This is a genomic window from Acinetobacter sp. SK-43 (genome assembly GCF_015351505.1).
In the GTDB taxonomy this organism is placed as follows: domain Bacteria; phylum Pseudomonadota; class Gammaproteobacteria; order Pseudomonadales; family Moraxellaceae; genus Acinetobacter; species Acinetobacter junii.
Genome location: NZ_JADKPY010000024.1, coordinates 49,825 through 74,849, shown reverse-complemented (window position 1 = coordinate 74,849; position 25,025 = coordinate 49,825). Strand labels below are relative to the sequence as shown.

General features: G+C 39.2%; 20 protein-coding genes and 2 pseudogenes. 12 read left to right on the top strand and 10 right to left on the bottom strand.

All coding sequences use genetic code 11. From position 1 onward, the window contains the following. Positions 1 to 393 precede the first annotated feature (393 nt). The 6 genes from IRT38_RS06330 to IRT38_RS06305 all read left to right on the top strand — a co-directional run bounded on the left by IRT38_RS06330 (position 394) and on the right by IRT38_RS06305 (position 4,982). Entirely contained in the window at positions 394 to 1,278 is an 885-nt protein-coding gene (locus IRT38_RS06330; RefSeq protein ID WP_194597235.1) for a VacJ family lipoprotein, read from the top strand. A gap of 129 nt (positions 1,279 to 1,407) precedes the next feature. Continuing rightward, positions 1,408 to 2,376, top strand: coding sequence for an RsbU family protein phosphatase GigA (gene gigA / locus IRT38_RS06325; RefSeq protein ID WP_004906792.1), 969 nt, complete (start codon positions 1,408 to 1,410; stop codon positions 2,374 to 2,376). A 102-nt stretch (positions 2,377 to 2,478) separates the two neighbouring features. Then, positions 2,479 to 3,000: an anti-anti-sigma factor GigB gene (gigB, locus tag IRT38_RS06320; RefSeq protein ID WP_004906790.1), complete on the top strand. Its 522-nt coding sequence runs from the start codon at positions 2,479 to 2,481 to the stop codon at positions 2,998 to 3,000. 23 nt (positions 3,001 to 3,023) lie between these two features. Beyond that, positions 3,024 to 3,848 carry a carbon-nitrogen hydrolase family protein gene (locus IRT38_RS06315; RefSeq protein WP_194597234.1) on the top strand — a complete coding sequence of 275 codons (825 nt, stop codon included), beginning with the start codon at positions 3,024 to 3,026 and terminating at the stop codon, positions 3,846 to 3,848. Positions 3,849 to 4,022: 174 nt separating this feature from the next. Next, on the top strand, positions 4,023 to 4,385 hold the full coding sequence (locus IRT38_RS06310; protein ID WP_194597233.1) for a DUF4951 domain-containing protein: 363 nt from the start codon (positions 4,023 to 4,025) through the stop codon (positions 4,383 to 4,385). Between the two features lie 165 nt (positions 4,386 to 4,550). Next, entirely contained in the window at positions 4,551 to 4,982 is a 432-nt protein-coding gene (locus IRT38_RS06305; RefSeq protein WP_004906781.1) for an organic hydroperoxide resistance protein, read from the top strand. Positions 4,983 to 5,040: 58 nt separating this feature from the next. On the opposite strand, the gene gspE is transcribed toward IRT38_RS06305, so the two are convergent. Beyond that, the gene (gspE, locus tag IRT38_RS06300; protein ID WP_194597232.1) at positions 5,041 to 6,531 is read right to left on the bottom strand and encodes a type II secretion system ATPase GspE; all 1,491 of its coding nucleotides are present in this window, start codon (positions 6,529 to 6,531) and stop codon (positions 5,041 to 5,043) included. A 94-nt stretch (positions 6,532 to 6,625) separates the two neighbouring features. Between gspE and IRT38_RS06295 the strand changes: the two genes are divergently transcribed. Both IRT38_RS06295 and IRT38_RS06290 read left to right on the top strand, forming a co-directional pair. Beyond that, a complete protein-coding gene (locus IRT38_RS06295) occupies positions 6,626 to 7,447 on the top strand; it encodes a hypothetical protein (protein ID WP_194597231.1) in 822 nt (273 codons plus the stop codon). Positions 7,448 to 7,456: 9 nt separating this feature from the next. Continuing rightward, positions 7,457 to 8,374: a mechanosensitive ion channel family protein gene (locus IRT38_RS06290; protein ID WP_004906771.1), complete on the top strand. Its 918-nt coding sequence runs from the start codon at positions 7,457 to 7,459 to the stop codon at positions 8,372 to 8,374. On the opposite strand, the pseudogene IRT38_RS06285 reads toward IRT38_RS06290, so the two are convergent. Both IRT38_RS06285 and IRT38_RS17705 read right to left on the bottom strand, forming a co-directional pair. Next, positions 8,367 to 10,664 (bottom strand): annotated as a pseudogene (locus IRT38_RS06285) (DUF2339 domain-containing protein); the annotation flags it as partial. The gene IRT38_RS06290 and the pseudogene IRT38_RS06285 sit on opposite strands and share 8 nt — an antisense overlap. 201 nt (positions 10,665 to 10,865) lie before the next feature. Continuing rightward, positions 10,866 to 11,240 (bottom strand): annotated as a pseudogene (locus IRT38_RS17705) (DUF2339 domain-containing protein); the annotation flags it as partial. Positions 11,241 to 11,427: 187 nt separating this feature from the next. On the opposite strand from IRT38_RS17705, the gene polA reads away from it, so the two are divergent. After that, positions 11,428 to 14,193, top strand: coding sequence for a DNA polymerase I (gene polA, locus IRT38_RS06280; protein ID WP_194597229.1), 2,766 nt, complete (start codon positions 11,428 to 11,430; stop codon positions 14,191 to 14,193). Between the two features lie 58 nt (positions 14,194 to 14,251). Here the strand turns inward: polA and IRT38_RS06275 are convergent, their stop codons facing one another. The 5 genes from IRT38_RS06275 to ppx are packed head-to-tail and all read right to left on the bottom strand — an operon-like array spanning position 14,252 to position 19,387. Beyond that, positions 14,252 to 14,821 (bottom strand): YggT family protein, encoded by a 570-nt coding sequence (locus IRT38_RS06275; protein ID WP_004906765.1) that lies wholly within the window; start codon positions 14,819 to 14,821, stop codon positions 14,252 to 14,254. A 16-nt stretch (positions 14,822 to 14,837) separates the two neighbouring features. Beyond that, positions 14,838 to 15,677: a pyrroline-5-carboxylate reductase gene (proC, locus tag IRT38_RS06270; RefSeq protein WP_004955724.1), complete on the bottom strand. Its 840-nt coding sequence runs from the start codon at positions 15,675 to 15,677 to the stop codon at positions 14,838 to 14,840. A 3-nt stretch (positions 15,678 to 15,680) separates the two neighbouring features. Then, the gene (gene tilS / locus IRT38_RS06265; RefSeq protein WP_194597228.1) at positions 15,681 to 17,072 is read right to left on the bottom strand and encodes a tRNA lysidine(34) synthetase TilS; all 1,392 of its coding nucleotides are present in this window, start codon (positions 17,070 to 17,072) and stop codon (positions 15,681 to 15,683) included. Continuing rightward, positions 17,009 to 17,833, bottom strand: coding sequence for an acetyl-CoA carboxylase carboxyltransferase subunit alpha (locus IRT38_RS06260; RefSeq protein WP_005403742.1), 825 nt, complete (start codon positions 17,831 to 17,833; stop codon positions 17,009 to 17,011). The genes tilS and IRT38_RS06260 overlap by 64 nt, the downstream gene beginning before the upstream one ends. 33 nt (positions 17,834 to 17,866) lie before the next feature. Beyond that, on the bottom strand, positions 17,867 to 19,387 hold the full coding sequence (gene ppx / locus IRT38_RS06255) for an exopolyphosphatase (protein WP_194597227.1): 1,521 nt from the start codon (positions 19,385 to 19,387) through the stop codon (positions 17,867 to 17,869). Between the two features lie 274 nt (positions 19,388 to 19,661). Here ppx and trxA point away from each other — a divergent pair, with 274 nt between their 5' ends. From trxA to IRT38_RS06240, 3 genes are all read left to right on the top strand, one after another. Then, positions 19,662 to 19,988, top strand: coding sequence for a thioredoxin (trxA, locus tag IRT38_RS06250; RefSeq protein WP_004906753.1), 327 nt, complete (start codon positions 19,662 to 19,664; stop codon positions 19,986 to 19,988). Between the two features lie 327 nt (positions 19,989 to 20,315). Beyond that, on the top strand, positions 20,316 to 21,584 hold the full coding sequence (rho, locus tag IRT38_RS06245; RefSeq protein WP_004955720.1) for a transcription termination factor Rho: 1,269 nt from the start codon (positions 20,316 to 20,318) through the stop codon (positions 21,582 to 21,584). Positions 21,585 to 21,973: 389 nt separating this feature from the next. Further along, positions 21,974 to 22,222, top strand: a complete 249-nt coding sequence (locus tag IRT38_RS06240) for a hypothetical protein (RefSeq protein WP_005403740.1) — start codon at positions 21,974 to 21,976, stop codon at positions 22,220 to 22,222. Between the two features lie 104 nt (positions 22,223 to 22,326). Here IRT38_RS06240 and IRT38_RS06235 read toward each other — a convergent pair whose 3' ends face one another. Continuing rightward, complete coding sequence (locus IRT38_RS06235) at positions 22,327 to 22,623, bottom strand: integration host factor subunit alpha (RefSeq protein ID WP_004664224.1); 297 nt, start codon at positions 22,621 to 22,623, stop codon at positions 22,327 to 22,329. Beyond that, positions 22,620 to 25,001: a phenylalanine--tRNA ligase subunit beta gene (pheT, locus tag IRT38_RS06230; RefSeq protein ID WP_194597226.1), complete on the bottom strand. Its 2,382-nt coding sequence runs from the start codon at positions 24,999 to 25,001 to the stop codon at positions 22,620 to 22,622. Before pheT ends, IRT38_RS06235 begins: the two co-directional genes overlap by 4 nt. Positions 25,002 to 25,025 lie beyond the last annotated feature (24 nt).

The following is a 25,025-nucleotide window of genomic DNA, read 5'->3' as shown; positions in this document are numbered from 1 at the left end:
GATGATTCGTCATCATCAAGCTAGGTCGGCTATATTACTCTAAATATCTTTAAAGTCAACAGGTAATTTAGATATTTTTAAAACTTATCAACCAACCCAAGAATCTAACCACTTTAGCCAAATCCTTGTTTCTCAACAAGTTTTTATCCGCATCACCGCCGATGGATGTGCATTCTACAGTATTCTCACACCAATGCAACACTCTTCAATAGGATTTTATTTCGAGTGAACATTTTTAAACCAAATTCACAATATTTCTTATATTTTTCGATCGAATTTGCTTTAATAATAGTAGAACAAATAAATTGTACTTACTTTATCTATGTTTTGCGTTTAATTAGCGCATTCATTTTAATGACTGTAATTTCGCTCTAACTACGATTAAGGACTTATATGCATTACTCAAATTTTTTCTTGCTTGGGTTGTTAACTGCTGGAGCATTTAATACAGCAATAGCTCAAGATGTATCTGAGCAATCCCCAGTCGTAACTGAATCAATTGAAAACCAATTAAATACACAACAAAAAACATCAACTTTGCAAGCAATTAAAGATTTAAAAAAAATAACCAAGGATGATTTGAAGGTAAACGCTAATGCAGCGCAACCTGATGCGGTTAAAGACCCTCTACAACCATTAAATCGCCAAATCTTTGTCTTCAACGATACATTAGACCGATATGTACTTAAGCCAATAGCTATCCAATACGTTGAAAAAGTACCAGAACCTGTACGAAGTCCTTACCGTCAATTTCGTAAAAACCTCGGTGAGCCGTGGAATGCCGTCAACCAACTTATACAAGGGCGTCCATCTCGTGCAGCAAAAACATTAGGACGCTTTACTTTAAATACTTTAACAACCTTAGGTTTTGCTGACCCAGCACGTCGTTTAGGATTACCAACCGAAGAGGAAAGCTTTGGTGTGACTTTAGGCTATTACGGCGTCCCTTCTGGTCCTTATGTAATGCTTCCTTTTTTCGGACCTAGTACTTTTCGTGATGGGTTTGGCTTAGCTATCGATCGTTATGGTCGCCCACAAAAATATATGCTCGATGACCAACAAGGAATTTATTGGTCTACAAATGTGTTACAAGCTATAGATGCTCGTGCTCAAGTTTTGGATATTGAAGAAAGCTTAAAAGGCGATAAATATGCAATGATTCGAGATTTCTATCTGCAAAGAAAGGCTTTCCAAATTGCTGAAAAACATAGCGACTCTGCAGATGTATCATTTGTAGATGATACTGAAGACAGTGAAGAATCTTCGGATAATCAGTAAATTCGTATTTCTATATTTATAGACATAAGTATTACTCTCTATTTTAAATGTGAGTAATACTATGTTTTCCATCATATTTCATCTATGATGAATTAAAAAATGATCATACAAAGGATCGGCTATTCATCTATGTATTTCATTCAACCATCGCGCTCAATACCTTGTTTAGATCAAGCTCTGAATGAGCTACCCAGTCTGCAGATCATTCAAGTTGATGATTTAGACTTATATGATCAAACAATCATTGCAATTGCCGATGTGCAGGACTTTTTGAAATATCAATGGAAGCTCCCAACGATCGTATTAGCATTTGAAGATGAAGGTGCTCCATTAGCCCAAGCTTGGGAAATGGGTGCTTTAGCCGGTTGGATTTGGAACAATTTACCCAAAAATCCAATACATGCTTTATTCAAAATTGATGCGCAATACAAACGAAATCAAGATAGTCGTGATCTTCCTTCAGCAGCAGCATTACAGAAACGTTTACTACCGAACCCAATAAGTCTACCCAATTATGAGGTTGAGTCTTTTTTTCAACCTTCGGCTTATTTATCAGGTGATTGGTATGATTATTGGAAACTCAATGAATATGAAGTGCTGTTTTATTTAGCTGATGTTTCAGGTCATGGTGTCACAAGTAGTTTACTAACCTCATGGATGGCAGCTTTTCATGGTCGTTCCAAGACACCTCGCCAGCTCATTCAAAAACTGAATGCAATGTTAGTTCAAGAGAATATTGAAAAACATATCACAATGGTGGCAGGTATTCTAAATCTACAAACTCATGAAATTACATGGTCTAGTGCAGGGCACTATCCACCTCCAATTATCTTTGAACCTAATCAAGCACCTCAAATTCTTACAACCAGTAGTTTCCCTTTGGGACTCACTGAGGATTTAGATGTTGAAGAACACATTTGCAAATTAAATCCTGATGCACGTTTTATTTTATGTTCAGATGGTGCTCTTGAACCCTTTGATGGTGGTTTGAATGATCAGTTCAACCAATTGGTTGATCATCTTCAGAATAATTCATTCCAAGCTCCTGAACACGTTGCAGATGACATCGCTATACTCAGCATATGCCGAATGAATTAATTTAATTATCAATAACTTAAAAACAAAGAACTATGCAACCACTTGTGTCTACCATATCACTATGGGATAATTTTATATCCTTTCTCTGAAAATGGCATTTATATGTCAACAGGTCATGTTGAATATGCAAGTTTGAACGGAACGCATATTTTCAAGCTTATTGGCGAAGTGCGTGCACATTCTTGTATAAGTCTAGACAAATTACTCAACAAAATTGAACAGCAGCAAAATGTTGTTGGTGCAATCGTTGATTTAACTGAAACAACGTTCATTGATAGTACTGTATTAGGTGTACTTGCAAAGTTGGGCTTAAAACTCAAACAAGTTCATCATATACAAGCAGTGATGCTGTCAACCAATCCAGATATTACCACCCTAGCCAATAGCATGGGCTTAGGTCAGGTCTTTGTGATTTTAAATTACTGTGGTGATCCTAATGTTTGCACGCTTGAACTAACTGAAGAACATGTTACTCACAGCGCCATGCTCAACACAGTATTAGAAGCACACAAAACATTAATGCGTTTGAACGAAAACAATCAAAATATGTTTGAACCATTGGTGAAGCAATTGCAAAAAGAGCAAGATTGTCTAAATCTTGATACACACCAACAAAATGCTTAATTGATAACTAAGTCTGCACACTTATGACCTTACTTTCTGTTGCTCAAATGAATTCACAAGATGACATTGAATCTAATTTCCTTGTCATCGAGTCATTAATTCAACAAAGTAAGGCTCAGGGTGGCGAATTAATCGTTTTTCCTGAAAACTTTGTTTGTTTTGCTGCAGGAAAACAACGTGAGACTGCAAATCAATTTGAAACCATTCAGCAACGTTTAGAACAATTATCACACCAATATCAAATATGGATTATCGCTGGCACTTTACCGTGCCCTTTTCGCCCAGATGGATCAGTCATTACTGATGGACGCGTCAGAACCGTAAGCTTATGTATTAGTCCTGAAGGTACTGAGGCTCGTTATGACAAAATCCATTTGTTTGATGTTCAAGTGGGTGATGCTGTTGGTGGCTATCAAGAATCAAAATTCTTTGAACCAGGTGATCAAGTCGTTGTTGCAAAAACACCTTTTGGTCATATTGGCTTAATGGTTTGTTATGATCTTCGCTTTCCAGAACTCGCACTAACTTTACGCCAACAAGGTGCAAACATTTTATCTGCTCCTGCTGCTTTTACTTACACAACAGGTCAAATGCACTGGCAATTGTTACTACAAGCACGAGCTATGGACAGTCAATGTTTTGTATTAGGTGCTGCACAACAGGGTTGGCATGGTGAAAAACGTCAAACATGGGGTCATTCGGGTATAACCAATAGTCGTGGACAACTTTTACAAATAATCGACTACGAAGGGCATGGTTTAATTAGCGTTGATTTCGATCAAGCTGAACAAGAAAATATTCGCTTATCTATGCCACTTATGCAACATCGAAAAATAATTGCCTACTAAGTCTCACTTTAATTATTGAAATTTTAGTTTTTGAATTTTTTAGTCACGCTTTATCTCCCCTCTACACCTAGGTTCATGATTTAATAACATAATTTAGGATAGTCAAACAAACCATAATATTTATGTAGTTTGATTATTGTAAAATTCTTTCTTAACACCAATTAAGCTGTATCCATGTTTAGACTTCTTTCTATTTTGTTGATTATAGGGGCAACCACATTCATTAATGTGGTACCAAGTTATGCTAATGCTGTTGAAGTAACAAATGACATGCAGCACTTACCTACACCATCAAGTTTATCATTTAATAGTTTTGGTCTTTGGATTATTGGTTGGGGGACTGGTGCTGAAGGTGCTCGACAAAGACTAGATAATATCCAGCGTGAAGATGTCGTGATCATCAAACAGAAAGGTGTTACTCAAGATATGATTAAAGCTTGGCATAGTTTTTATGAACAACAATCTCAAAATGATATAAATAATCCAACCGCACGTTTTAGAGCAAAATTGATGAAAAAAATCATCGAGCTTTGGTAGATTTGCTGCATCTATTTGATGGGTAGATACTCTTTTCAATTTGATATTCTGTCTTTTACTTCTTTACCAAAGCCGTCATTAAATTTACCGTTTTCTCCTTTGCTTTCATCATCCACTTATGCAGGATTGAATGATACCAAACTGTGTCAGCTAGGATTATTCAATATGTCATTAGAAAAAGTAGTTTATCGAGCAAAAGCTAAAGCAACAGGTGGTCGTGATGGTCGTGCGACATCTTCTGATGGTGTTTTAGATGTTAAATTAGGCGTACCTAAAGAAATGGGCGGTGCTGGTGGTGAAGTGACTAATCCAGAACAACTTTTTGCTGCAGGCTATTCTGCATGTTTTTTAGGTGCCATGAAGTTTGTAGCAAACCGAGATAAATTAAAGATTACTCCAGATGCTTATATTGAGGGTGAAGTTGGTATTGGCCCGATTCCAAATGGCTTCGGTATTGAAGTGACTTTGAATATTTATTTAATCGGTATGGATCAAACTGAGGCTGAGGAACTTGTAGCAGCAGCACACATCGTATGTCCGTATTCAAATGCAACACGCAACAATATTGATGTGAATTTCAATATCGTAACAAATTGATATATAAAATAAAAAAACAGCATGATTGATCATGCTGTTTTTCATTAAGAGTAGAAAATTATTCTTCAGCTGCTTCGTTTGTAACACGTAGCACTTCTTCTAAAGTGGTTTTACCAGTCAAGACTTTTAATAAGCCATCATCACGAATCGATGCGGCATGACGGCGAGCATGATTTTCCAACTCATATTCGGCTGCATTACCATGAATTAATCGACGCATCGACTCATCGACTGGCACAATTTCATAAATCGCTGTTCGCCCACTAAAACCAACATGTGAACATTTCTCGCAACCATGTGGTTCTGGTAATTCCATGTGTTCATCTACCTTGAGATGCTGAAATACCTGTCGTTCAAAATCATCTGCTTTTCGCCAAGTTACGCAATGTGGACATAATGTTCGAACTAAACGCTGTGCAATTACACCAATCAATGAACTTGAAAGCAAGAATGGTTCAATCCCCATATCTTTTAAACGAGTTACCGCACCAATTGCAGTATTGGTATGTAACGTAGATAAAACAAGGTGACCTGTGAGTGAGGCTTGTACCGCAATTTCTGCCGTTTCAAGATCACGAATCTCACCCACCATAACAACATCAGGATCTTGACGCAGCATAGCTTTAAGCGCACGAGCAAATGTCATATCAACTTTCGTATTGACCTGTGTCTGCCCAATCCCTTCTAGTTGGTATTCAATTGGATCTTCGGCCGTCAAAATATTGCGCGTATTATCATTCAAGTCAGATAAGGCTGCATATAAAGTTGTGGTTTTACCTGAACCCGTTGGACCAGTGACCAAAATGATGCCATGTGGACGATGAACCAATTGAGTTAAACGTTCATAATCATTTTGCATCAAGCCAAGGTGTGTCATGTTCAAACGACCAGCCTGCTTATCAAGTAAACGCATCACCACGCGCTCACCATGAGATGACGGTAAAGTAGAAACCCGAACATCGACCTCACGTCCTGCTAAACGCAAAGAAATACGACCATCTTGTGGAATACGTTTTTCAGCAATGTCCAACTTTGCCATAACTTTAATACGAGAGACTAGCAAAGGAGCTAATTCACGGCGTGGTTGAACAATTTCTCGCAATTGACCATCTACGCGTAAACGAACAGACAACTTTTTTTCAAATGCCTCAATATGAATATCTGATGCGCCAACACGAATCGCTTCGGATAACAACGCATTAATCAGACGAACAATAGGTGCATCATCTTCTTGATCCATCAAATCTTCAGCTTCAGGCACCTGATCAGCCAAACTTAATAAATCAGGATGATCCTCTAAACCAGCGGCAACTTGCTGAGATTCACCTGTATCACCTGCATAACTGGAACTGAGTAGAGCATGAAACTCTTGATCTGTACACAATTGATCATGCGCAGCTTTCCCCAAAATTCGACGTGCTTCTTGTAATGCAATTCGCGCTGTATCCTTGCGTCGTACAATAAAAACTTGATCACCTTCATAGCGCAATAAAACGCCATGCCTTTTGGCGAAACTATATGGAATTTGTATTTGTTTAAGTATTTGCATCACAATTTATAATGATGAAAGGAAGAGTTGAGTGTACTCTAAGGAGATTACAGCGTGAAGTCTGTTTAGCATACTCACAAAGGAATTTTGCACCTTGTCTCAAAATAATCCATATAAAGCACCTCACTCTGACACATTGAGATGGTGGGGTGAACAACAATTTGAAATTCAACAAGCCAAAGCTTGGCAATTTGGTTCACTGCTCTTTCGCCTAACGAGAGGCATTAAAGAATGGCGTTTAGAATATCATCGACCGCAATGTCAGCATGATTACGAGCAACAATGGCATGTTTTGTCTGATACAGAATTTGCAATGCCTCAACCTGCAAAAATTGAACGCTATATGTTTCACAAAACCAATAGCTCATTTCATTTAATGCCACGTTTAGCAGATCGCTCTGTTGTTATTAAACCTGTTGATCCGATTTATATTCCTGCTGGTCAACGCGGAACGCTTTATATCAGTACTCCGTTATGGATTGCAGGCTTAGCAGATGGTTTAAGTGAACCTTTGTTTGATATTCCTGTGATTCAGCCGAAAGACACATGGTTTGGTAAAGATCCTCAGCATGGTGAAATTTGTTATGCAACATCTGTAGATGGACGAACTGACCTAAATCTATTAAAGCCACGTGCCTTTAGAGCTGTTACACCTATCGAGTTTCATAATACAAGTCAGCATCAACTGCGATTTGATCGTATGAATGTCCCTGTTCCTGCCCTTCCTTTATTTTATAGTGAAGGCACAGGTCGTCTCTGGACGTCTCAAATCAAGGTGTATTACGAAGGTTCAGAACATCCTGCACGTATTCGTATCGAAAACAAAACCCCAACTCAGGCAGGTGAAGTCATTTACGTACATCCTCCACGTGCGCCTGGAAGCAACTTATTTAATATGTTTGATTCATTCTTTTAAGGAGTTGCTATGGCAGATACCAATATTCCAAAAGATGTCGCATCTAGCTTCACCAGCATATTTACCAATATTAATTTTGAAAGACTAAGTGAAATTGCTGTAGCCCTAATTTTATGTTTAATCGGCTTTGTCATTGCACGTCTAGTTTCTAATACCTTTATTCGCACTATTGGTAGTCGGTTTAACGCACATCAACGACTGTTATGGCGAAGAGGTATTTTTTACTTTATTTTCCTACTCTTCATCATGACCAGTTTAAGAGAAGCTGGATTTAAACTCAGTGTCTTCTTGGGTGCAGCAGGGATACTAACTGTTGCTCTGGGTTTCGCTTCTCAAACCTCAGCTACAAACTTAATCAGCGGGCTCTTCTTAATCGGTGAAGGTTCTTTTGAAGTCGGCGATACAATACAGATTACGTTGATTCGAGGACAAACCATTGAAGGTGAAGTGATCTCTATCGATCTTTTATCGGTCAAACTTCTGACGCTCGACAATGTTTACATTCGGCTTCCAAATGAGCAGCTCATTCGCACCCCAGTCATGAATTTATCCAAATACCCGATACGGCGTATTCCGATTACCTTAGCGATTAATTTTCACGAAGACATTATTAAAGTAAGACAGGTACTATTAGATGTTGCATCAAAATATCCACTGGTTATGGATGATCCTAAACCAACCGTAACAGTGACTGCATTTCGTGAATCCTCAATTGAGCTGTTGTTTGCGGTATGGTGTCGTCAGGAAAATGCATTAAAAGTCCGAGATGAAATGCAAGAAAGGGTTCGTAATGGTTTCCTTGAAAATGAAATTGAAATCCCTGTACCTAAAATGGGTTTAATTGATCGCCCCATCCCTTTAGAAGATGATGAGGTCGATCAATATGCCCATCAAAAAGAGCTCAAAAAAGAAGATAAAGTTAGATAGATGAAGATTCTTTAGACTGTTCTTGGGCAGGTGGTAAAGGTGCAAGATATGCAATTACAAGCATGACTGCACCTGAACCAATAAACGAAATAACACGTGTCAAAGTACCACTTTGCGATAAATCTAATAACAATAACTTAAACACAACGATCCCCAACAACGCAGCCCCAACAAACCAAATTTGTCGAATATGACGACGGCTTGAAAAGGTCATAAGAATAAAAGCTAAAATCACCCATAATAAGGTCAGACTTAGTTGTACATTGCCATTCCGCCAGATTTCTATCCCCCATAACGGTGTTCCAACATAATGATGCATAGCGCGTACAACGATGCTACTTAATACAAGTAAACCGACTAAAATCGTTGAGACTTTGAATCCCCATTCTACTGAATGCTCATCGTCAAAATGATGATGATAAATCACCCAGATCAAACCAATAAACATTAGTAAAGAGAGAAAATCAGTTAAGTTAAATAAAGGAAGCGCATAAAACTGAGTTGTAGAATATGGATCTAAACAAATTAAAAGTAACCAAAATAAGGTTAGCCCCCACACTGGTTGTTGATCCAATAGAAGCATGTTTTTTGATAAAAATAACCAGCCAGCGTATATTGCAGGAAAAACAGCCAGTGCAATAACAGCAATATTGGGAAAAAGAGTAATACCAATACCCGCTAAACTTGACCAAAGCAAAGCAGACCAGATCAAACAATATAGCGATGAAGAAAAAGATCTCATCTTGATGAGCAAAATAGTCAGCACAAGTGTAGTCGTCAGGGCGCTAAATTGGCTCAGAGGTGTAAACCAATCACCTGTGGAGTAAACATTCTCCGCAAAACTTACGCCATAACTTAAGAAAAGTAATCCACTGATCAAGATAAGTTGTACATTAACCCATTCGATTTTGGACTTAAGCTGCACCATAAAACCAAATAACAGCAACAATACGGCTGCGATTGCCAAATAAGGATTCATGCCTTGATTTTGCCAATGCATAAACTCTATCGCAGCAATTGATCCTGCATACATGCCAAGTGCTAAAAAAATACCGCTTAGCATCCGTGCACTAAAATATTTTTCGACCTCTTGATAGTGCAATAAATAAAAAGCTGATATGAATTGCGCAAGTGCAAAAATCACTGTACTCAAAATTGGGAAGTCATCATTTGACCAAACTTGGAAAATAAGTGCCACAGAACTTAATAGTACTAAGGCAACCCCGATATATCGACTAAGACGATAACGCTCGGTCACTCCCCAAACGATTAACGCTGTTCCCTGAATGACCCAACCTGTTGATGTCCAATGTGCCCCTTTTGCCAATGGAAATATCAAAGCAGTAAATACCACTGCAAGAATAAAGAAGCTTTTAGCCAAAATAGAAAGCTGCGGATGCCTTTGTTTAATCCAAATATTTAAAGCACCATAAATAATCGCAAGTGCAACTGCACCCCAAGTCAGTGCTTGAGTAGAGTTGTGCATCAGATAAGCATGTAGAGAGAAACCCAATACAGGAACACTAAAAATCAAACCTACATCTAAAATTGGTTGTAATCGCTGTTCCTTTTGATTCGCTTTATTCTCTATTGATAAATCCTCATCACGTACCCGCAGCATCAATTGGCTATAACGAATACTTAGCCAAATAAACAAACCGATATGCAACCATAAAATTACATCTAAGGTGTCGAACTGTTGAGTCTCTCCATAAAGTCCAATCATAGCCCCGCCAATAAAGAGCGTGGCAAAAAAGGCTATCTGATGCAGAATTTTCCAAGGTTGAATAAAGTTAACGGCTGCGACAGCAAGGTTAATCACAAAATAGTAGCCAAATAAGAAAATCACGTCAGGATGTGATTGAGGTATGACAAGTGGTGCAATATAAGCCATCGTCAGCGCTAGCATGGCCAAATATAATGCTTGCTGTTTTAAACTTAGATAAACAGTAACTGATAATAAAATTACAAAGAATAAACTGGCTGTTTTTAAACTCGCAATCACTGCAAAATGATGTGAGAAAATTAATGTGAGGAACACAATAGCAAGACCGACGCCCTGCAAAGCAACAGCAAAAAGCTGATTTTTTCGTTGCAACCAGTATCCTGCGATTGTGATCACAGTACCTGTAAGGGCAATAAAACTAAGCTTTACACCTAAACTTAACTGCCAATGCTCACTTGCGAAACGTAATAATAATACGACGCCAACCATCAATACAGCGACAGCAATTCGTAAAATCGGATTGCCATGAATCATCCATTGCAAGATAGGTTGCCACCATGCAGTTTGAGATGATGTCGATAATTGCTTCTGAGATGGCTCTGGAGTGAATGAGTATTGGTTTGATGATGAAGATTCTGCTTGCATCCATGTAGCTGGATATTGCACCTGACTTTCAGAGACAGAATGATTAGGTGTTGATAATTGATTAGCTTGGTTGATATGAGCAGAAACACTATTTAAATCATTTTGGACATCTGTTTTTCCATATTGTTCTAAATGCAATAACCGCGTTTGAAAGCTACTAATCGTCTGAATGAGACAAAGTAACAACACTAACAATGCCCCGCCTGCCAACCACATCCATGTATTTGCATAGGCAAAAAGTGCGACTAATGCAGCACTATAAATCATGATCTTCTGAGCACCAATTGTAGCTGATTGAGCAAAATAACTTGGAGCATCATATTCAAGTTGACGTAATCGAGTGTGAATTTCTGAAAGAATGTGCACAATAGCAACAGTTAAACCAATCGCAGAAGCAACAATAGTGCCTTGCCATTTAAATGCAATCGCTGATGCTAGTAATACTGTCAGCACAACTAAAACAATCACGATTCCCTGTTTATCTTTTTTATACATAGACTTATATCAATGATTACAGCTTTATTAATCGTATCTTACTTGATCAGTCTATAAACCGTCATTTTTACATACAAATAACTGCAATTTTTAAACGACATAGATCGTCATCATCGTTCTGCCTAACAAGGACATGGACTGCTTTTTCACGTAAAATAGCTCGCAGTTCATAATAAGGATTTGCGCAATGCCACCTTTTGTCTTGGTTGACGGGTCTTATTTTCTATTTCGTGCTTTTCACGCTTTACCGCCATTAACGACGTCTACTGGCCTACATACTAATGCAATTCGTGGTGCTATTTCAGCGATTCAGAAATTAATGCGTCGTACCCAGCCAACACATATGGCTGTTATTTTTGATACCCCAGAACCAACTTTCCGCCATAAATTATCACCCATATATAAGGGTGATCGTCCAAGCATGCCGGTGGAGTTATCTGAACAAATTCCTTATTTACATGCCCTAATCAAAGCTCTTGGCATCCCGTTATATAGCCTTCCTGGCGCAGAGGCGGATGATATTATTGGGACCTTAACAAAACGAGCATTATCAGAAGGTCATCATGTCTTAATCTCGACAGGTGATAAGGATATGGCTCAACTTGTTAATCCACATGTCAAACTTGAAGATAGTTTTAAAGAACGTGTGCTTGATGAGGCAGGTGTATTAGAGAAATTTGGCGTACACCCTCATCAAATTATTGATTATCTTACGCTCATGGGCGATGCATCCGATGGCATCATGGGTGTTCCAGGAGTAGGCGCAAAGACTGCGGCAAAACTATTAACAGAATATGGTTCTCTCAATAATATTATTGCGAACGTGGATCAACTCAAAGGTAAACTCAGTCAGAATATCAAAGATAATTTAGACAATATTAAAATTGACCACCAGTTGGCAAGTATCGTCTGTGACCTCGATCTCGCTTTAGATTGGCATGATCTAAAATTAAGTCAACCGAACACCGAGCAACTTCGTCACTTATACACAGAACTTGAGTTCCGTAACCAATTACAATCTTTGGATCATCCTAATAATCCTAATACGCCTGTCTATCAACAAACCTCTCAAAGTATTGTCAAAGCTGAACAAAAAACTGAATCTATAGCGATAGAAGATCATGCAAATCTTTCAAGCCAAGATGATCAATTAGGTGAAGCAACTTATCATACTGTACTAGAGCAAGCTGACTGGGAGCAATTGTTGCAACGTATGCAACAAGCGGATCACTTTGCAATTGATACAGAGACCACCAACTTAGACTATCGAGTGGCTGAACTAGTTGGATTCTCAATCGCATTTGATGCCAATGAAGCCTACTATGTTCCTCTGGCTCATGATTATGAAGGTGCTCCTGAACAACTCAATCGGGAACAAGTTTTAGCACAAATCAAACCAATTTTAGAAAATGAGCAAGTCAAGAAAATTGGTCATCATTTAAAATATGATGCTCATATCTTTGCCAATCACGGTATCACAATCCAAGGCTGGTACTTCGATACTATGCTCGCTTCCTATGTTTTGAATGCTGCTGCAACTCGTCATGGCATGGATGATGTAGCACGTGTTTATCTCAGCCACCTGACAACTACTTTCGAACAAATTGCAGGTAAAGGCGCTAAGCAAAAAACCTTTAATCAAATTGAACTCGAAGTTGCAGCACATTATGCAGCCGAAGATGCACACGTCACTTATCGTTTGTATGAAGTACTTTCTTCAAAACTAAAAAGCCATCCTGAACTTGTTAATATTCTCCACAATATTGAGATGCCTGTTGCACGAGTACTGACAGGCATGGAAGAAGATGGAATCAAGCTTGATCATAAATTCTTAGATCAGCTCAGTGTAGAATTCTCCGACACCATGCAAACATTAGAGAATCAAGCAACTGAACTTGCAGGTGAAACGTTTAATATTGCCTCGCCGAAACAGGTCGGAGAGGTTCTATTCGATAAATTGGGAATTAAAGGCGGTAAGAAAACTGCCACGGGACAATACAGCACCAGTGAAAGTATTCTTGAAAAAATCGAACATCCTTTAGCGGAAGTGATTCTAGAACATCGCGGCTTAGCAAAACTCAAAAATACATATACTGATCGATTAGTTGAGCAATCACATGATGCAACCCATCGTGTACATACTAGCTATCATCAAGCTTTAACTGCAACAGGGCGTTTATCTTCTACTGACCCTAATCTGCAAAACATTCCGATTCGTACACCGATTGGTCGTCAAATTCGTAAAGCATTTATCGCTCCCGAAGGTCGTGTCTTACTTGCAGCCGACTATTCACAAATTGAACTGCGCTTAATGGCTCACTTTTCACAAGATGATGCTTTAGTACACGCTTTTCAACAAGGTCAGGATGTTCATCGTCGTACTGCCGCTGAAGTATTGGGAATCGCTATTGAAGACGTAACCAATGATCAACGTCGCCAAGCTAAAGCGGTTAACTTCGGGCTACTTTACGGTATGTCTGAGTTTGGCTTAACCCGCCAACTTGGTTTCACTCGTGAAGAATCACGTAACTACATCGCACGTTATTTCCAACGTTATCCAGGTGTATTGGATTATATGGAACGTACACGTCAGATTGCACGTGAGCAAGGTTTTGTAGAAACCATTTTAGGTCGTCGTCTATACACACCTGAAATTTTGGCAACAAATAAAATGATCAAGCAAGCAGCTGAACGAGCGGCGATTAATGCCCCCTTACAAGGAAGTGCAGCAGATATCATCAAACTTGCAATGATTGCCGTTGATAAAATTTTGCCTAAAGATCAAGCTAAACTTTTACTGCAAGTGCACGATGAATTGGTTTTTGAAGCTGATGTGGCAATTGCAGATGAACTTTCAAAACAAATTGCTGATGTGATGCAGTCTGTATTAGAAATTTCCGTACCTTTTGTGGTGGAAGTTGGACAAGGTCTAAACTGGGATGCCGCACACTAATTTGTAGGCATAAAAAAAGGATTGTTTTGACACAATCCTTTTTTTATTTTCAAACCGATCAAAGACCAGTCAACAGAACTTTTGCAGCTTCATTCATCAAAATCTCAGCAATATACAACGCCAAGAAAGCCAAAATTGGTGACAAATCAATCATCCCCATATTTGGTAGTAAACGACGGAAAGGCGCAAGTAAAGGTTCTGCGAGTTCCTGAATGACTTCAATATATGGTGAGCGTGACTGTGTAAACATCACCACCCAACTCAAAATAATCGTTGCAAAAATCAAGTAGCGACAGAAACGAATCAAATCCTGAATCATCGTCACGAATGTCGTAATTACAAGATAGACAGCACTATGGGGCATCTGTCCTGATAGATACATCAACCCGAAAATTTTCAACAAATAAAGCACAATCAATAAAGCAATTGCTGCTAAATTGACGCGTCCTTTGCCTACGGTTGGCAAACTACGGCTTAGGATATCTACAATTTTGGTCGCTTTAACAGTTGAAAGTACAACTGGGTTATAAGGGCTAACCGCTGCCAATTGCATTAAAAAACGGAAAAAGACCAATAAAATTGCGACATTGATCAAAACACCAAAAATTAGCGCAGAACTTGCACCCATACTTGTCTTATCCTACTTAAACTGATTTAGTCTTTTCACTTAACTCTTGTGCAAGCTCTTGACTACGTTTCTGAGCTGCCGCAAGCGCTGCTTGAATATTTTGTGAAATCTGCGCACGATCAAATACCTCTAATGCAGCTTGAGTCGTACCATTTGGAGATGTCACATTTTTACGCAATTCTGATGGTGAGTTAGAGCTGGTAATTGCCATTTGGGCTGCACCCAATGCTGTTTGCAACGTTAGTGCTGTTGCAACTTTCTCATCTAAGCCCAAATTCTTTCCTGCTCGAATCATACTTTCCATTAGATAGAAAAAATATGCAGGTCCCGAACCTGATACCGCTGTTACAGCATCAATTTGAGCTTCGCTATCGACCCAAATCGTCAAACCTGTTGCAGCTAAAATTTGACTCGTTAACTCACGATCTTGAGCATTAACAGCTTCTGAAGCATAAATACCGTGCGCACCTGTTTGTACTAAAGCAGGTGTATTTGGCATTACACGCACAATACGCTGGCTTCCACCAATCAGCTCTGAAATTGTTTGAATTTCTGCGCCTGCAATAATGGAAATAACCAGCTTATCGGATAGCAAACCTTTTAAAGGTTGTAAAACCGTAGCTAACACTTGAGGCTTAACCGCCAGTACGACCACATCTGCATTTTGAATTGCTTCAACATTGTCCGTGGTTGTTTGAATTCCTTTTTCTTCTAATATTTGACGAATTTGTTCTACTGGATCTGAAACTGTAATTCGTGTTGTTGGCAGCCCGCGAGAAAGTAATCCTCCGATCAAGGCCTGAGCCATGTTACCGCCGCCAATAAAACAGATGTTTTGATTCAATGCTGTCGCCATTTCCTACTCGTCATTTGAAAAAGATTGAGGAGAATTTTCTCGACAATCTGAAACTAAACTTGGTTGCCACCCTCCCTGCTCGATATAGTCAGATTGAGCCAACCAAAACCCTTTAGGGCTAAAAACCCCAAGCATAACATTTTCCACGACTAATATTTGAATTGTATGACGGAACCAAGGCAAAATCTGTGCATCTTGAATCGCTTTTTTCAGTGGCCAATGCCCGATTCGCCCGTAAAGATGAATTTTTTCACCACCTTGACGTTTAATCAATTTTAAATCTTTATTTAATAATTGTTTGGAAAGACCTATATCTTGCGTCAATATTTTGAACTTACCTGAAGCAGTTTGAATCATTTGTTCCAAGTTGTAAGATTGATTCATAATAGGTTGAATAGGAAAAAGCTTTTCTGCGTACAGCTCTGCATGAGTTAGACGATACAATTTTTTCTGGTAGCGGACATAATAATAAGAATTAATATGTAAAGTTGCTTGTGCATCAGGCTTAGCAAAAATCACTTCATCTTGAAGGCGTTTGACCATGTCATAACTTGGGCGGTATTGATCTTTGCCTTTTATCCAAGCGGACAACAATTGACGTTTGCGTGCATCCGATAATTCCAACAGGCGAGTTAAATCCAGCTCATTCTCAGTTGCACATAATTTCCAATCACTTTGCAGTACATCATCTAAAATTTCTGCGGCATCTTGCATCAGATAACTCGTTCGTGATACAGCTGATTGCATTTTTGGGAAGCGCTTTTCTAATACAGGCCATAACTCTTCACGACACCATGCCCGATCATAATGAGTATCATGATTTGTTGGATCGACAACATAGTCAAAACCAATTTGTTTAGCCCACTCCTCAATTTGCTGTCGGCTGAGCTCTAAAAAAGGTCGCCATATCGCCAAATCTTTTCGCACATCATATGCTTGCATGGCAGATAAACCATTAACACCTGCACCTGAAAATAAACGCAATAGTAGAGTTTCAGCTTGGTCTTGTTGGTGATGAGCTAACACCAAGATTTCATGGCTTTTTAAATGCTGTATATAGGCTTGATAGCGTGCATGACGTGCTTGCTGCTCAAGATTTCCTGCATCGACATGTACTTTTTGGATCACACAAGGAATGTTTAATTGTTCAGATTGTTTCTGAACTAAACATCCCCACTCCGTACTGCTCGATTGCAACTGATGATCAACATAAATTGAACGGGTTTGACTTGGGAAAATTTCGGACATTAGATACAACAACAGCATGGAATCCATGCCGCCGCTGCACCCAATTAAGAATTGAGTATCTTTAGAAAAATGCTGTGTTTGTGCTAAGACGCGATGCCTAAATTGCTGCTGCCAAACTTCATTAAACGTTGATAACGTGCTTCGCATCGTGCTTGAGCATCCATCGGTTGCAATTCTTCTAAGGCTTGTTTGAGTACATCTTTCAAATCATGCATGACTTTCTCAGGTTGCAAATGTGCCCCCTCACCTTCATCCACAACATACTCCACAATTCCAATCGCTTTCAATTTGTCAGCAGTCAGAGCTAAGGCTTCACTCGCTTGCGCTGCTTTATCAGCAGTTTTCCATAAAATAGAAGCACAACCTTCTGGTGAAATCACAGAATAAATACTGTGTGAAAGCATAATTACTCGATCTGCCACACCTATACCTAGCGCACCACCTGAACCACCTTCACCAAGTACAGTCGCAATCACTGGCACTTTCAAACCAGAAAGCTGAGCCAAACTGGTTGCAATCGCTTCTGCTTGTCCACGCTCTTCCGCACCTACACCTGGATAAGCACCCATGGTATCGACAAAAGTAAATACAGGTAAATTAAAACGCTCAGCCATATCTAGCAAACGTTGTGATTTACGATAGCCTTCTGGGTTACACATACCAAAGTTATGTTGTAACTTTTCACGCGTACTACGTCCACGATGTTGACCAACTACCATTACGGGTTGTCCGTCAAAACGAGCAAGACCACCGATCATGGCACCATCATCACCATACAAACGGTCACCGTGAAGTGCATCAAATTCAGTAAAGATTTCACTAACATAATCTAGAAATTGCGGGCGTTCAGGATGTCGCGCAATTTGAACCGTAGCCCAAGCCTTGGACTGAGTCGCTTTATTTTTCATAAGTCGTAGATAATCCCTAACAAGGATGTATTGTTAATCAACAAAATTGTCTGACTGAATATTTAACTCAATGTCCCAATTCTTAAACTGCACTTGCTCATCATGCAAATCAGCAACCAATAAAGGCCATTGTTTAGCATCGCCAGAAACGCTGAGTTGCCATTGTTGACCATTTACAACACTCAGTTCAATGGCAGGAAGCATCTGATCACTACGACTATGGTTCAGCAAAACAGCGAGGCGTAATAGCAAACACAAATAAAGTAAATGGCTGCCACCCACCTTCATTACATCATTTTTTGCATCTGCACGTAATTTACGACGATGGTGCGATACAAGATGAGAGAGGTGATTTTGATCGATTTGAGAGAAACCGGGGATATCAGAATGCTGCAATAAATATGCACCATGACGATGATAACCACCATGACTAATCGCTAATCCAATTTCATGTAAATAAGCTGCACGACGTAGTAAGTCACTGTCTTCAGTCGTTAAATTTAAAGCGCCTGCAACGCCATCAAACAATTGTTGCGCGGTATTCACTACACGTTCGGCTTGTTTAGGATCAGCGTTGTAACGTCCCATTAATGCTTGCACACTACGGTCACGAATATCTTCATGTTTAAATCGACCTAACAGGTCATACATCACACCTTCACGTAATGCACCGTCAGAATATGCCAATTTATCAATATTCATCACTTCAAAAATAGCGTACAAAATTGCTAAACCAGCTGGCAAAACTGCTCGACGATCTTCGCGTAGTCCTTCAAAATCAATTTCAGAGACATGTTTGAATTTTAACAAACGATCTTTTAACTTATATAAACCTTCACGGGTCAGATTTTCTTGCTCATCACTTAAACCTAGATTCACAGAGATCTGGCGACAAGCTTTAATCGTCCCGCTGGAACCGACTACTGTATCCCAGCCTTCTGATTTATATGTATTTGCGATTGCAGAAAGCTCTTTACGCGCAGCAACTACCGCTTTATCAAAGGCTTTTGTTGTAATCTCACCATCTGCAAAATATGCCTTACTAAAGGCAACACAACCCATTTGCAAGGATTCAGTATGCAAAGGCTCAAACTCTTCACCAATAATAAATTCTGTTGAACCACCACCGATGTCAACGACTAAACGTCTGCCACCATTTGCCATGGTATGAGAAACACCTAAATAAATTAGACGAGCCTCTTCACGACCAGCAATAATCTCAATTGGCTTTGGTAAAATTTCAGCAGCTTTTTGAATAAACTCGTGACCATTTTTAGCTTGTCGTAACGCATTGGTTGCCACAATTCTTAAACGATTAGGTTGAACAGAACTTAAACGCCCAACGAATCGAGCTAGACAAGCCAAACCACGCTGTTGCGCAGCTTCAGTTAAATTTTTATTTTCATCGAGTCCAGCGGCCAACTGAACCTTTTCTGACATTGAAGCAACTTTCTTAACCTCTCCGTGATCTACACGAGCAATTGCCAAATGGAAACTATTCGATCCCATATCAATCGCAGCAAGTAATTCTTCATCAATCAGAAAATCAGACATTCTTCATATAAACCCATGCTCAATTCACGCATTAGAGTAATTCACATGCTTAGAATTTTAAAGTCATTTTAAGCAATAAAAGCAGCAGATTTTCTCTTTTTAACACATAAATGATTGTATAAGTCGATAGTGAACATCGTGAGCATCCATTGGACTTTTCATTTTGATACTTGAATAATGGCAACAAACCCTTACATTGAATAAAGTAGCAATGTAATATTCATCGTGATGATGATTGAATTCGCACTTTATTTCTAAATTTTGGAGCTACCTTATGTCTGCGACTATTGTTAATACAACTGATGAAAACTTCCAAGCAGATGTTTTAGATGCTGAAACTCCTGTACTTGTAGACTTTTGGGCTGGTTGGTGTGCACCTTGTAAAGCAATTGCACCTGTCCTAGAAGACCTTTCTAACGAATATGCAGGTAAAGTAAAAATCGTTAAAGTCGACGTAACTGCATGTGAAGAAACAGCTGTGAAATACAATATCCGTAATATTCCAGCTCTATTAATGTTCAAAAATGGTGAAGTTGTTGCTCAACAAGTTGGCGCAGCTCCTCGCTCAAAACTTGCTGCATTTATCGATCAAAACGTCTAACTTTATTTAGATTGAACCCGACTTGAAATACGTTATTAGTCTAATAGCGTATTTCCTCGTATAAATTGACATTTTCCTTGATTTAACCTATATTACTGGATCAAGAAGCTTTGAATGGAATCTACTTCATCGCGCTTCTTACAAGACACAAACATAAGATCGCCGCTCGGCAATAACAATTGTTTTCACATTTCTCTCTGAAACAATGAACCAGACTACTGAATTGTGGTTGTGTAAATACAATTACATCAGCACGTATGTATGCGGTCGATTTTTTATTCTTTCCCTAACATTATCCTCCACTTATTCCATTCTGTCTGACCACTTATGAACTTAACTGAACTCAAGAAAAAACCCATTGGCGAACTCATTAAAATTGCGGAGTTTATGGGCCTTGAAGGCATGGCACGTAACCGTAAACAAGATATTATTTTTGCCATTTTAAAGCGCCATGCCATGAATGGCGAAGAAATCTTTGGTGATGGTGTTCTTGAAATCCTTTCTGATGGCTTTGGTTTCCTTCGCTCAGCCGCTGGTTCATATTTAGCTGGACCAGATGATATTTATGTGAGCCCATCACAAATCCGTCGTTTTAACCTTCGTACTGGCGATACCATTACAGGTACAATTCGCCCACCTAAAGAAGGTGAACGTTATTTTGCTTTACTAAAAGTAAATCAAATTAACTACGACACACCAGAAAACTCGCGTAATAAGATTTTATTCGAAAACCTCACCCCATTGTTCCCAACTGAACAACTCGTTATGGAACTAGGCAATGGTACAACTGAAGATCTCACTGCACGTGTAGTAGATTTAGTGGCACCAATTGGTAAAGGTCAACGTTCAATCATTGTTGCACCGCCTAAAGCGGGTAAAACAATGTTATTACAAAACATTGCTCAATCAATCGTCCGTAATAATCCAGAAGTATTTCTGATTGTTCTTCTTATTGACGAACGTCCCGAAGAAGTAACAGAAATGGAACGTACAGTACGTGGTGAAGTAGTTGCCTCGACCTTCGATGAAGCACCAGCTCGTCACGTACAAGTTGCGGAAATGGTGATTGAGAAAGCAAAACGTCTAGTTGAGCATAAAAAGGATGTTGTGATTCTGCTTGACTCAATTACTCGTCTTGCACGTGCTTATAATACTGTCATTCCTTCATCTGGCAAGGTACTTACAGGTGGTGTAGATGCTCATGCATTAGAACGTCCAAAACGTTTCTTTGGTGCTGCACGTAATATTGAAGAAGGCGGTTCACTTACGATCATTTCGACTGCATTAATTGAAACAGGCAGTAAGATGGACGATGTTATCTACGAAGAATTCAAAGGTACGGGTAACCAAGAGATTACGCTTGATCGCCGTATCGCAGAGAAACGTGTATTCCCTGCAATGAACATCAAGAAATCAGGTACTCGTCGCGAAGAGCGCTTAATGGGTGAAGAAAACTTACGTAAAGTCTGGATTCTACGCAAATTATTACATCCAATGGATGAGCTTGCCGCAATGGAATTTTTATTAGATCGAATGAAAGAAACCAAGACGAATGATGATTTCTTTGATCAAATGAAACGCAAAGCATCAACATAACGGCAACATAAAAAAGCCACCTCAATGGTGGCTTTTTTTAATTGGTTGACAAGATTACATATTTTTTACATTTAAATTGCGTTCCTCAATAAAAATACAAGCAATTGATTTTACTAAAAATAAATAAATACAACATCAGAAAACAAACAACAAACCAATTAAAAAACAATTATCAATAGTTATTTTCTATCAAAAATTAGCCAATTTTTGTCAAATTTTGTCGTTTTGTTGGACAGAACAGTAGTAATTCGTGATTTGCTTTGATAGGATAGCCACAGACCAGTTAGGCTGCTCCCTGCATTGTTACCTAAAAGCGTTTAGGAATATTAAAAGCACAAACAGACTAGCTAAGGTTTTTTTTAATCTCACAATTTTATGAGAGTGATGCCATGTTATTCAAAAAATTTGCTGTTGTTGCTGCTATCGCTACTACTTTAGCTTTCGTTGGTTGCTCTAAGAAAGAAGAAGCTGCTACTGATGCAAACGCTGCTGCTTCTGAAGCTGTAGCTGCTGCTTCTGAAGCTACTGAAGCTGCATCTGAAGCTACTGTTGCTGCTTCTGACGCTGTTGTTGCTGCTTCTGACGTTGCTGCTTCTGACGTTGCTGCTTCTGACGTTGCTGCTTCTGCTGCTCAATAATCTAATTTTAGATTATAAAAAAGAGAACCTTACGGTTCTCTTTTTTTATGCCTGATACTTTTATGTTTAATTTTAAATAAAAAAGTAGATATAAAAAAAGCAGATCAATCGATCTGCTCATTTCCAACACGTTGTCTAAATTTCTGCCCCGCTCTAAACGTCACTACACGACGAGCAGAAATTGGAATTTCTTCGCCAGTCTTAGGATTTCGCCCTGGGCGTTCACGTTTATCACGCAATTCGAAATTACCGAATCCAGAAAGTTTGACTTGTTCACCCGCAATTAAGGCTTGGCTTATTTCATCAAAAAATAGCTCAACCATTTGCTTTGCTTCTCGGCGATTTAAGCTAGTAAGCTCACTTAAATGGTCCGCCATCTCTGCTTTTGTTAATGCTGTCATGAGGCCCTCAATGTCGCTTGGTAAGTGTCTTCCAACACTTGAATAATGTTATCCATACCAGATTTGATCTCAGCATCTTCAAGCGTACGAGTCGGATGCTGCCATAACAAAGCAAATGCTAATGAGCGTTTGCCCTGTTCAACCCCTTGCCCCGTATACACATCAAATAACCAAGTTGAGTCAAGTAACTCACCACCTGTTTGTTTGATTAACTGCTGAATATCTCTTACCTCAATCTTATCAGAGATTAAAAGCGCAATATCACGTCTAACCGATGGAAAACGTGATAATTCTGTAAAATTAGATACATAAGATTGCAAAACAGCCTGTTGATCCAATTCCGCAACCCAAGTAATGCCCAAATCAAGTGCATTTTCTAATGATGGGTGCAAACGTCCTAAATATCCAATTGACTTGCCATCAACCAATATTTCAGCAGATTGACCAGGATGTAACCACTCTCTTTCGGTACGAATATAATCAACATTCACACGCCCAGCAGCTAATATCTCTTCTATTTCGCCTTTAAAGTCAAAAAAGTCCATCGCTTGCGGCTTGATATGCCAAGATTCAGGAGTACGCGAGCCCACCGCAATCAATGCCAGTGTTGGGATCTGTTTAAGATCATGAATATCTTTTGCATTTTGATAATCAAAACGCAAACCTAATTCAAAGAAGCGTACACGTTGCTGTTGGCGGTTTAAATTATATTGAACACAAGGAATCAAGCTTGATAATAAAGTACTACGCATTGCCGCTAAATCACTAGAAATCGGATTAGCAAGCATTAAAGGTTGTACATTTGGATTTAACTGTTTTTCCAATTTTGCATCAGCAAAACTAAAACTAATCGCTTCTTGATAACCTAAAGTTGCAACAGTTTGACGAAGCTGCGCCACTTCGAAACGATCCTGATATTTTTCTAATTTCACATCAATTTTTGGCAAACTGATTTGGATGTTGTCATAACCGTGAATACGTGCAACTTCTTCAATCAGGTCTTGATAGATTGCCATATCATAACGATGTGATGGTGGAACAACACTCCATTCACCTTGAGCTTTAGTTTCCACCATACAACCCAAACGAGCTAATGCATCAGCAATAAACTCACCAGCCACTTCATAACCCAGCAACTGATCGACTTGTGATTGCTTCAGTGGAATTGCTTCTCGTTTTGGTAATAACTCAGCTTGCTCTGCTACTGTAATTGGGCCAAACTCTCCACCAGCAAAAGCCTGAATAAGCTCAGAAGCACGGTGCATTGCAATCATTGGTAACTCGAAGTCGACACCACGCTCATAACGTTGAGATGAGTCAGTATGCAAGCCAAAACGACGCGCACGACCAGCAATTGCTAAAGGTGCGAAGAAAGCACTTTCAAGGAAGATATCCTGCGTATCGTCTGTAACTGAGGAATCCAAGCCACCCATAATTCCAGCGATTGCCAAAACTTTTTGCTGATCAGCAATAACCATAATGTCTTCTTGTAACTCAACTTCTTGATCGTTGAGCAAGAGCAATTTTTCTTGAGGTTGTGCTTGGCGAACTTGAATTGATCCTTCGATTTTTGCTAAATCAAAGGCATGCATCGGCTGACCCAACTCCAGCAATACATAGTTGGTCACATCAACCAAAATACTATGTGTGCGAATCCCTGAACGAGCGAGTGCTTGTTCCATCCATTCAGGTGTTTTAGCTTTAACATTTACATTTTTTACGATACGACCTAAATAGCGCGGTGTACCTTCAGTTGTGATATTAACGATTTTCTCATCAGCAATTGTTGCTGCTATTGATTGAATCTTAGGTTCATTTACATTCAATTGATTGATGACTGCAATTTCACGTGCAATACCACGAATACTAAAACAATCACCACGGTTTGGCGTGATACTGATGTCAATCACATTGTCATCAAGTTTTAAATATTCACGGATATTCATGCCAACAGGCGCATCAGCAGGAAGCTCTAACAAGCCATCAATCTTGTCTTCTAAATCGATTTCAGAAGCACCACATAGCATACCTTGTGATTCAATACCACGAAGCTTGCCTTTCTTAATTTTGAAATCGCCTGGTAGTACTGCACCAATGGTTGCAACAGGTGCCTTCATTCCTACACTGACATTTGGCGCACCACAAACGATTTGTAATGGATCACCAGAGCCAATATTTACAGTCGTAACACGTAAGCGATCTGCATCAGGGTGTTGTTCAACAGTGAGTACTTCTCCAATGATGACACCTGTAAATGGCTTTGCCACAGGTGCAAGTTCATCGACTTCCAGACCAAGCATGGTCAATTGATCAGAAAGGGTTTCGCTATCAATCGCTGGGTTCACCCATGTGCGTAACCAATTTTCACTAATTTTCATCTGTATAAACCTTATTTAATCCTG

What these genes read in the sequence shown, in the direction of transcription:
- tilS (WP_194597228.1), bottom strand. Translation starts at nt 17,072, where the DNA reads ATGCGAAGCACGTTATCAACGTTTAATGAAGTTTGGCAGCAGCAATTT.
- IRT38_RS06260 (WP_005403742.1), bottom strand. Translation starts at nt 17,833, where the DNA reads ATGAAAAATAAAGCGACTCAGTCCAAGGCTTGGGCTACGGTTCAAATT.
- IRT38_RS06305 (WP_004906781.1), top strand. Translation starts at nt 4,551, where the DNA reads ATGTCATTAGAAAAAGTAGTTTATCGAGCAAAAGCTAAAGCAACAGGT.
- trxA (WP_004906753.1), top strand. Translation starts at nt 19,662, where the DNA reads ATGTCTGCGACTATTGTTAATACAACTGATGAAAACTTCCAAGCAGAT.
- IRT38_RS06315 (WP_194597234.1), top strand. Translation starts at nt 3,024, where the DNA reads ATGACCTTACTTTCTGTTGCTCAAATGAATTCACAAGATGACATTGAA.
- IRT38_RS06240 (WP_005403740.1), top strand. Translation starts at nt 21,974, where the DNA reads ATGTTATTCAAAAAATTTGCTGTTGTTGCTGCTATCGCTACTACTTTA.
- IRT38_RS06330 (WP_194597235.1), top strand. Translation starts at nt 394, where the DNA reads ATGCATTACTCAAATTTTTTCTTGCTTGGGTTGTTAACTGCTGGAGCA.
- gspE (WP_194597232.1), bottom strand. Translation starts at nt 6,531, where the DNA reads ATGCAAATACTTAAACAAATACAAATTCCATATAGTTTCGCCAAAAGG.
- gigA (WP_004906792.1), top strand. Translation starts at nt 1,408, where the DNA reads ATGTATTTCATTCAACCATCGCGCTCAATACCTTGTTTAGATCAAGCT.
- ppx (WP_194597227.1), bottom strand. Translation starts at nt 19,387, where the DNA reads ATGTCTGATTTTCTGATTGATGAAGAATTACTTGCTGCGATTGATATG.
- polA (WP_194597229.1), top strand. Translation starts at nt 11,428, where the DNA reads ATGCCACCTTTTGTCTTGGTTGACGGGTCTTATTTTCTATTTCGTGCT.
- rho (WP_004955720.1), top strand. Translation starts at nt 20,316, where the DNA reads ATGAACTTAACTGAACTCAAGAAAAAACCCATTGGCGAACTCATTAAA.
- pheT (WP_194597226.1), bottom strand. Translation starts at nt 25,001, where the DNA reads ATGAAAATTAGTGAAAATTGGTTACGCACATGGGTGAACCCAGCGATT.
- IRT38_RS06275 (WP_004906765.1), bottom strand. Translation starts at nt 14,821, where the DNA reads ATGGGTGCAAGTTCTGCGCTAATTTTTGGTGTTTTGATCAATGTCGCA.
- gigB (WP_004906790.1), top strand. Translation starts at nt 2,479, where the DNA reads ATGTCAACAGGTCATGTTGAATATGCAAGTTTGAACGGAACGCATATT.
- IRT38_RS06290 (WP_004906771.1), top strand. Translation starts at nt 7,457, where the DNA reads ATGGCAGATACCAATATTCCAAAAGATGTCGCATCTAGCTTCACCAGC.
- proC (WP_004955724.1), bottom strand. Translation starts at nt 15,677, where the DNA reads ATGGCGACAGCATTGAATCAAAACATCTGTTTTATTGGCGGCGGTAAC.
- IRT38_RS06310 (WP_194597233.1), top strand. Translation starts at nt 4,023, where the DNA reads ATGTTTAGACTTCTTTCTATTTTGTTGATTATAGGGGCAACCACATTC.
- IRT38_RS06235 (WP_004664224.1), bottom strand. Translation starts at nt 22,623, where the DNA reads ATGACAGCATTAACAAAAGCAGAGATGGCGGACCATTTAAGTGAGCTT.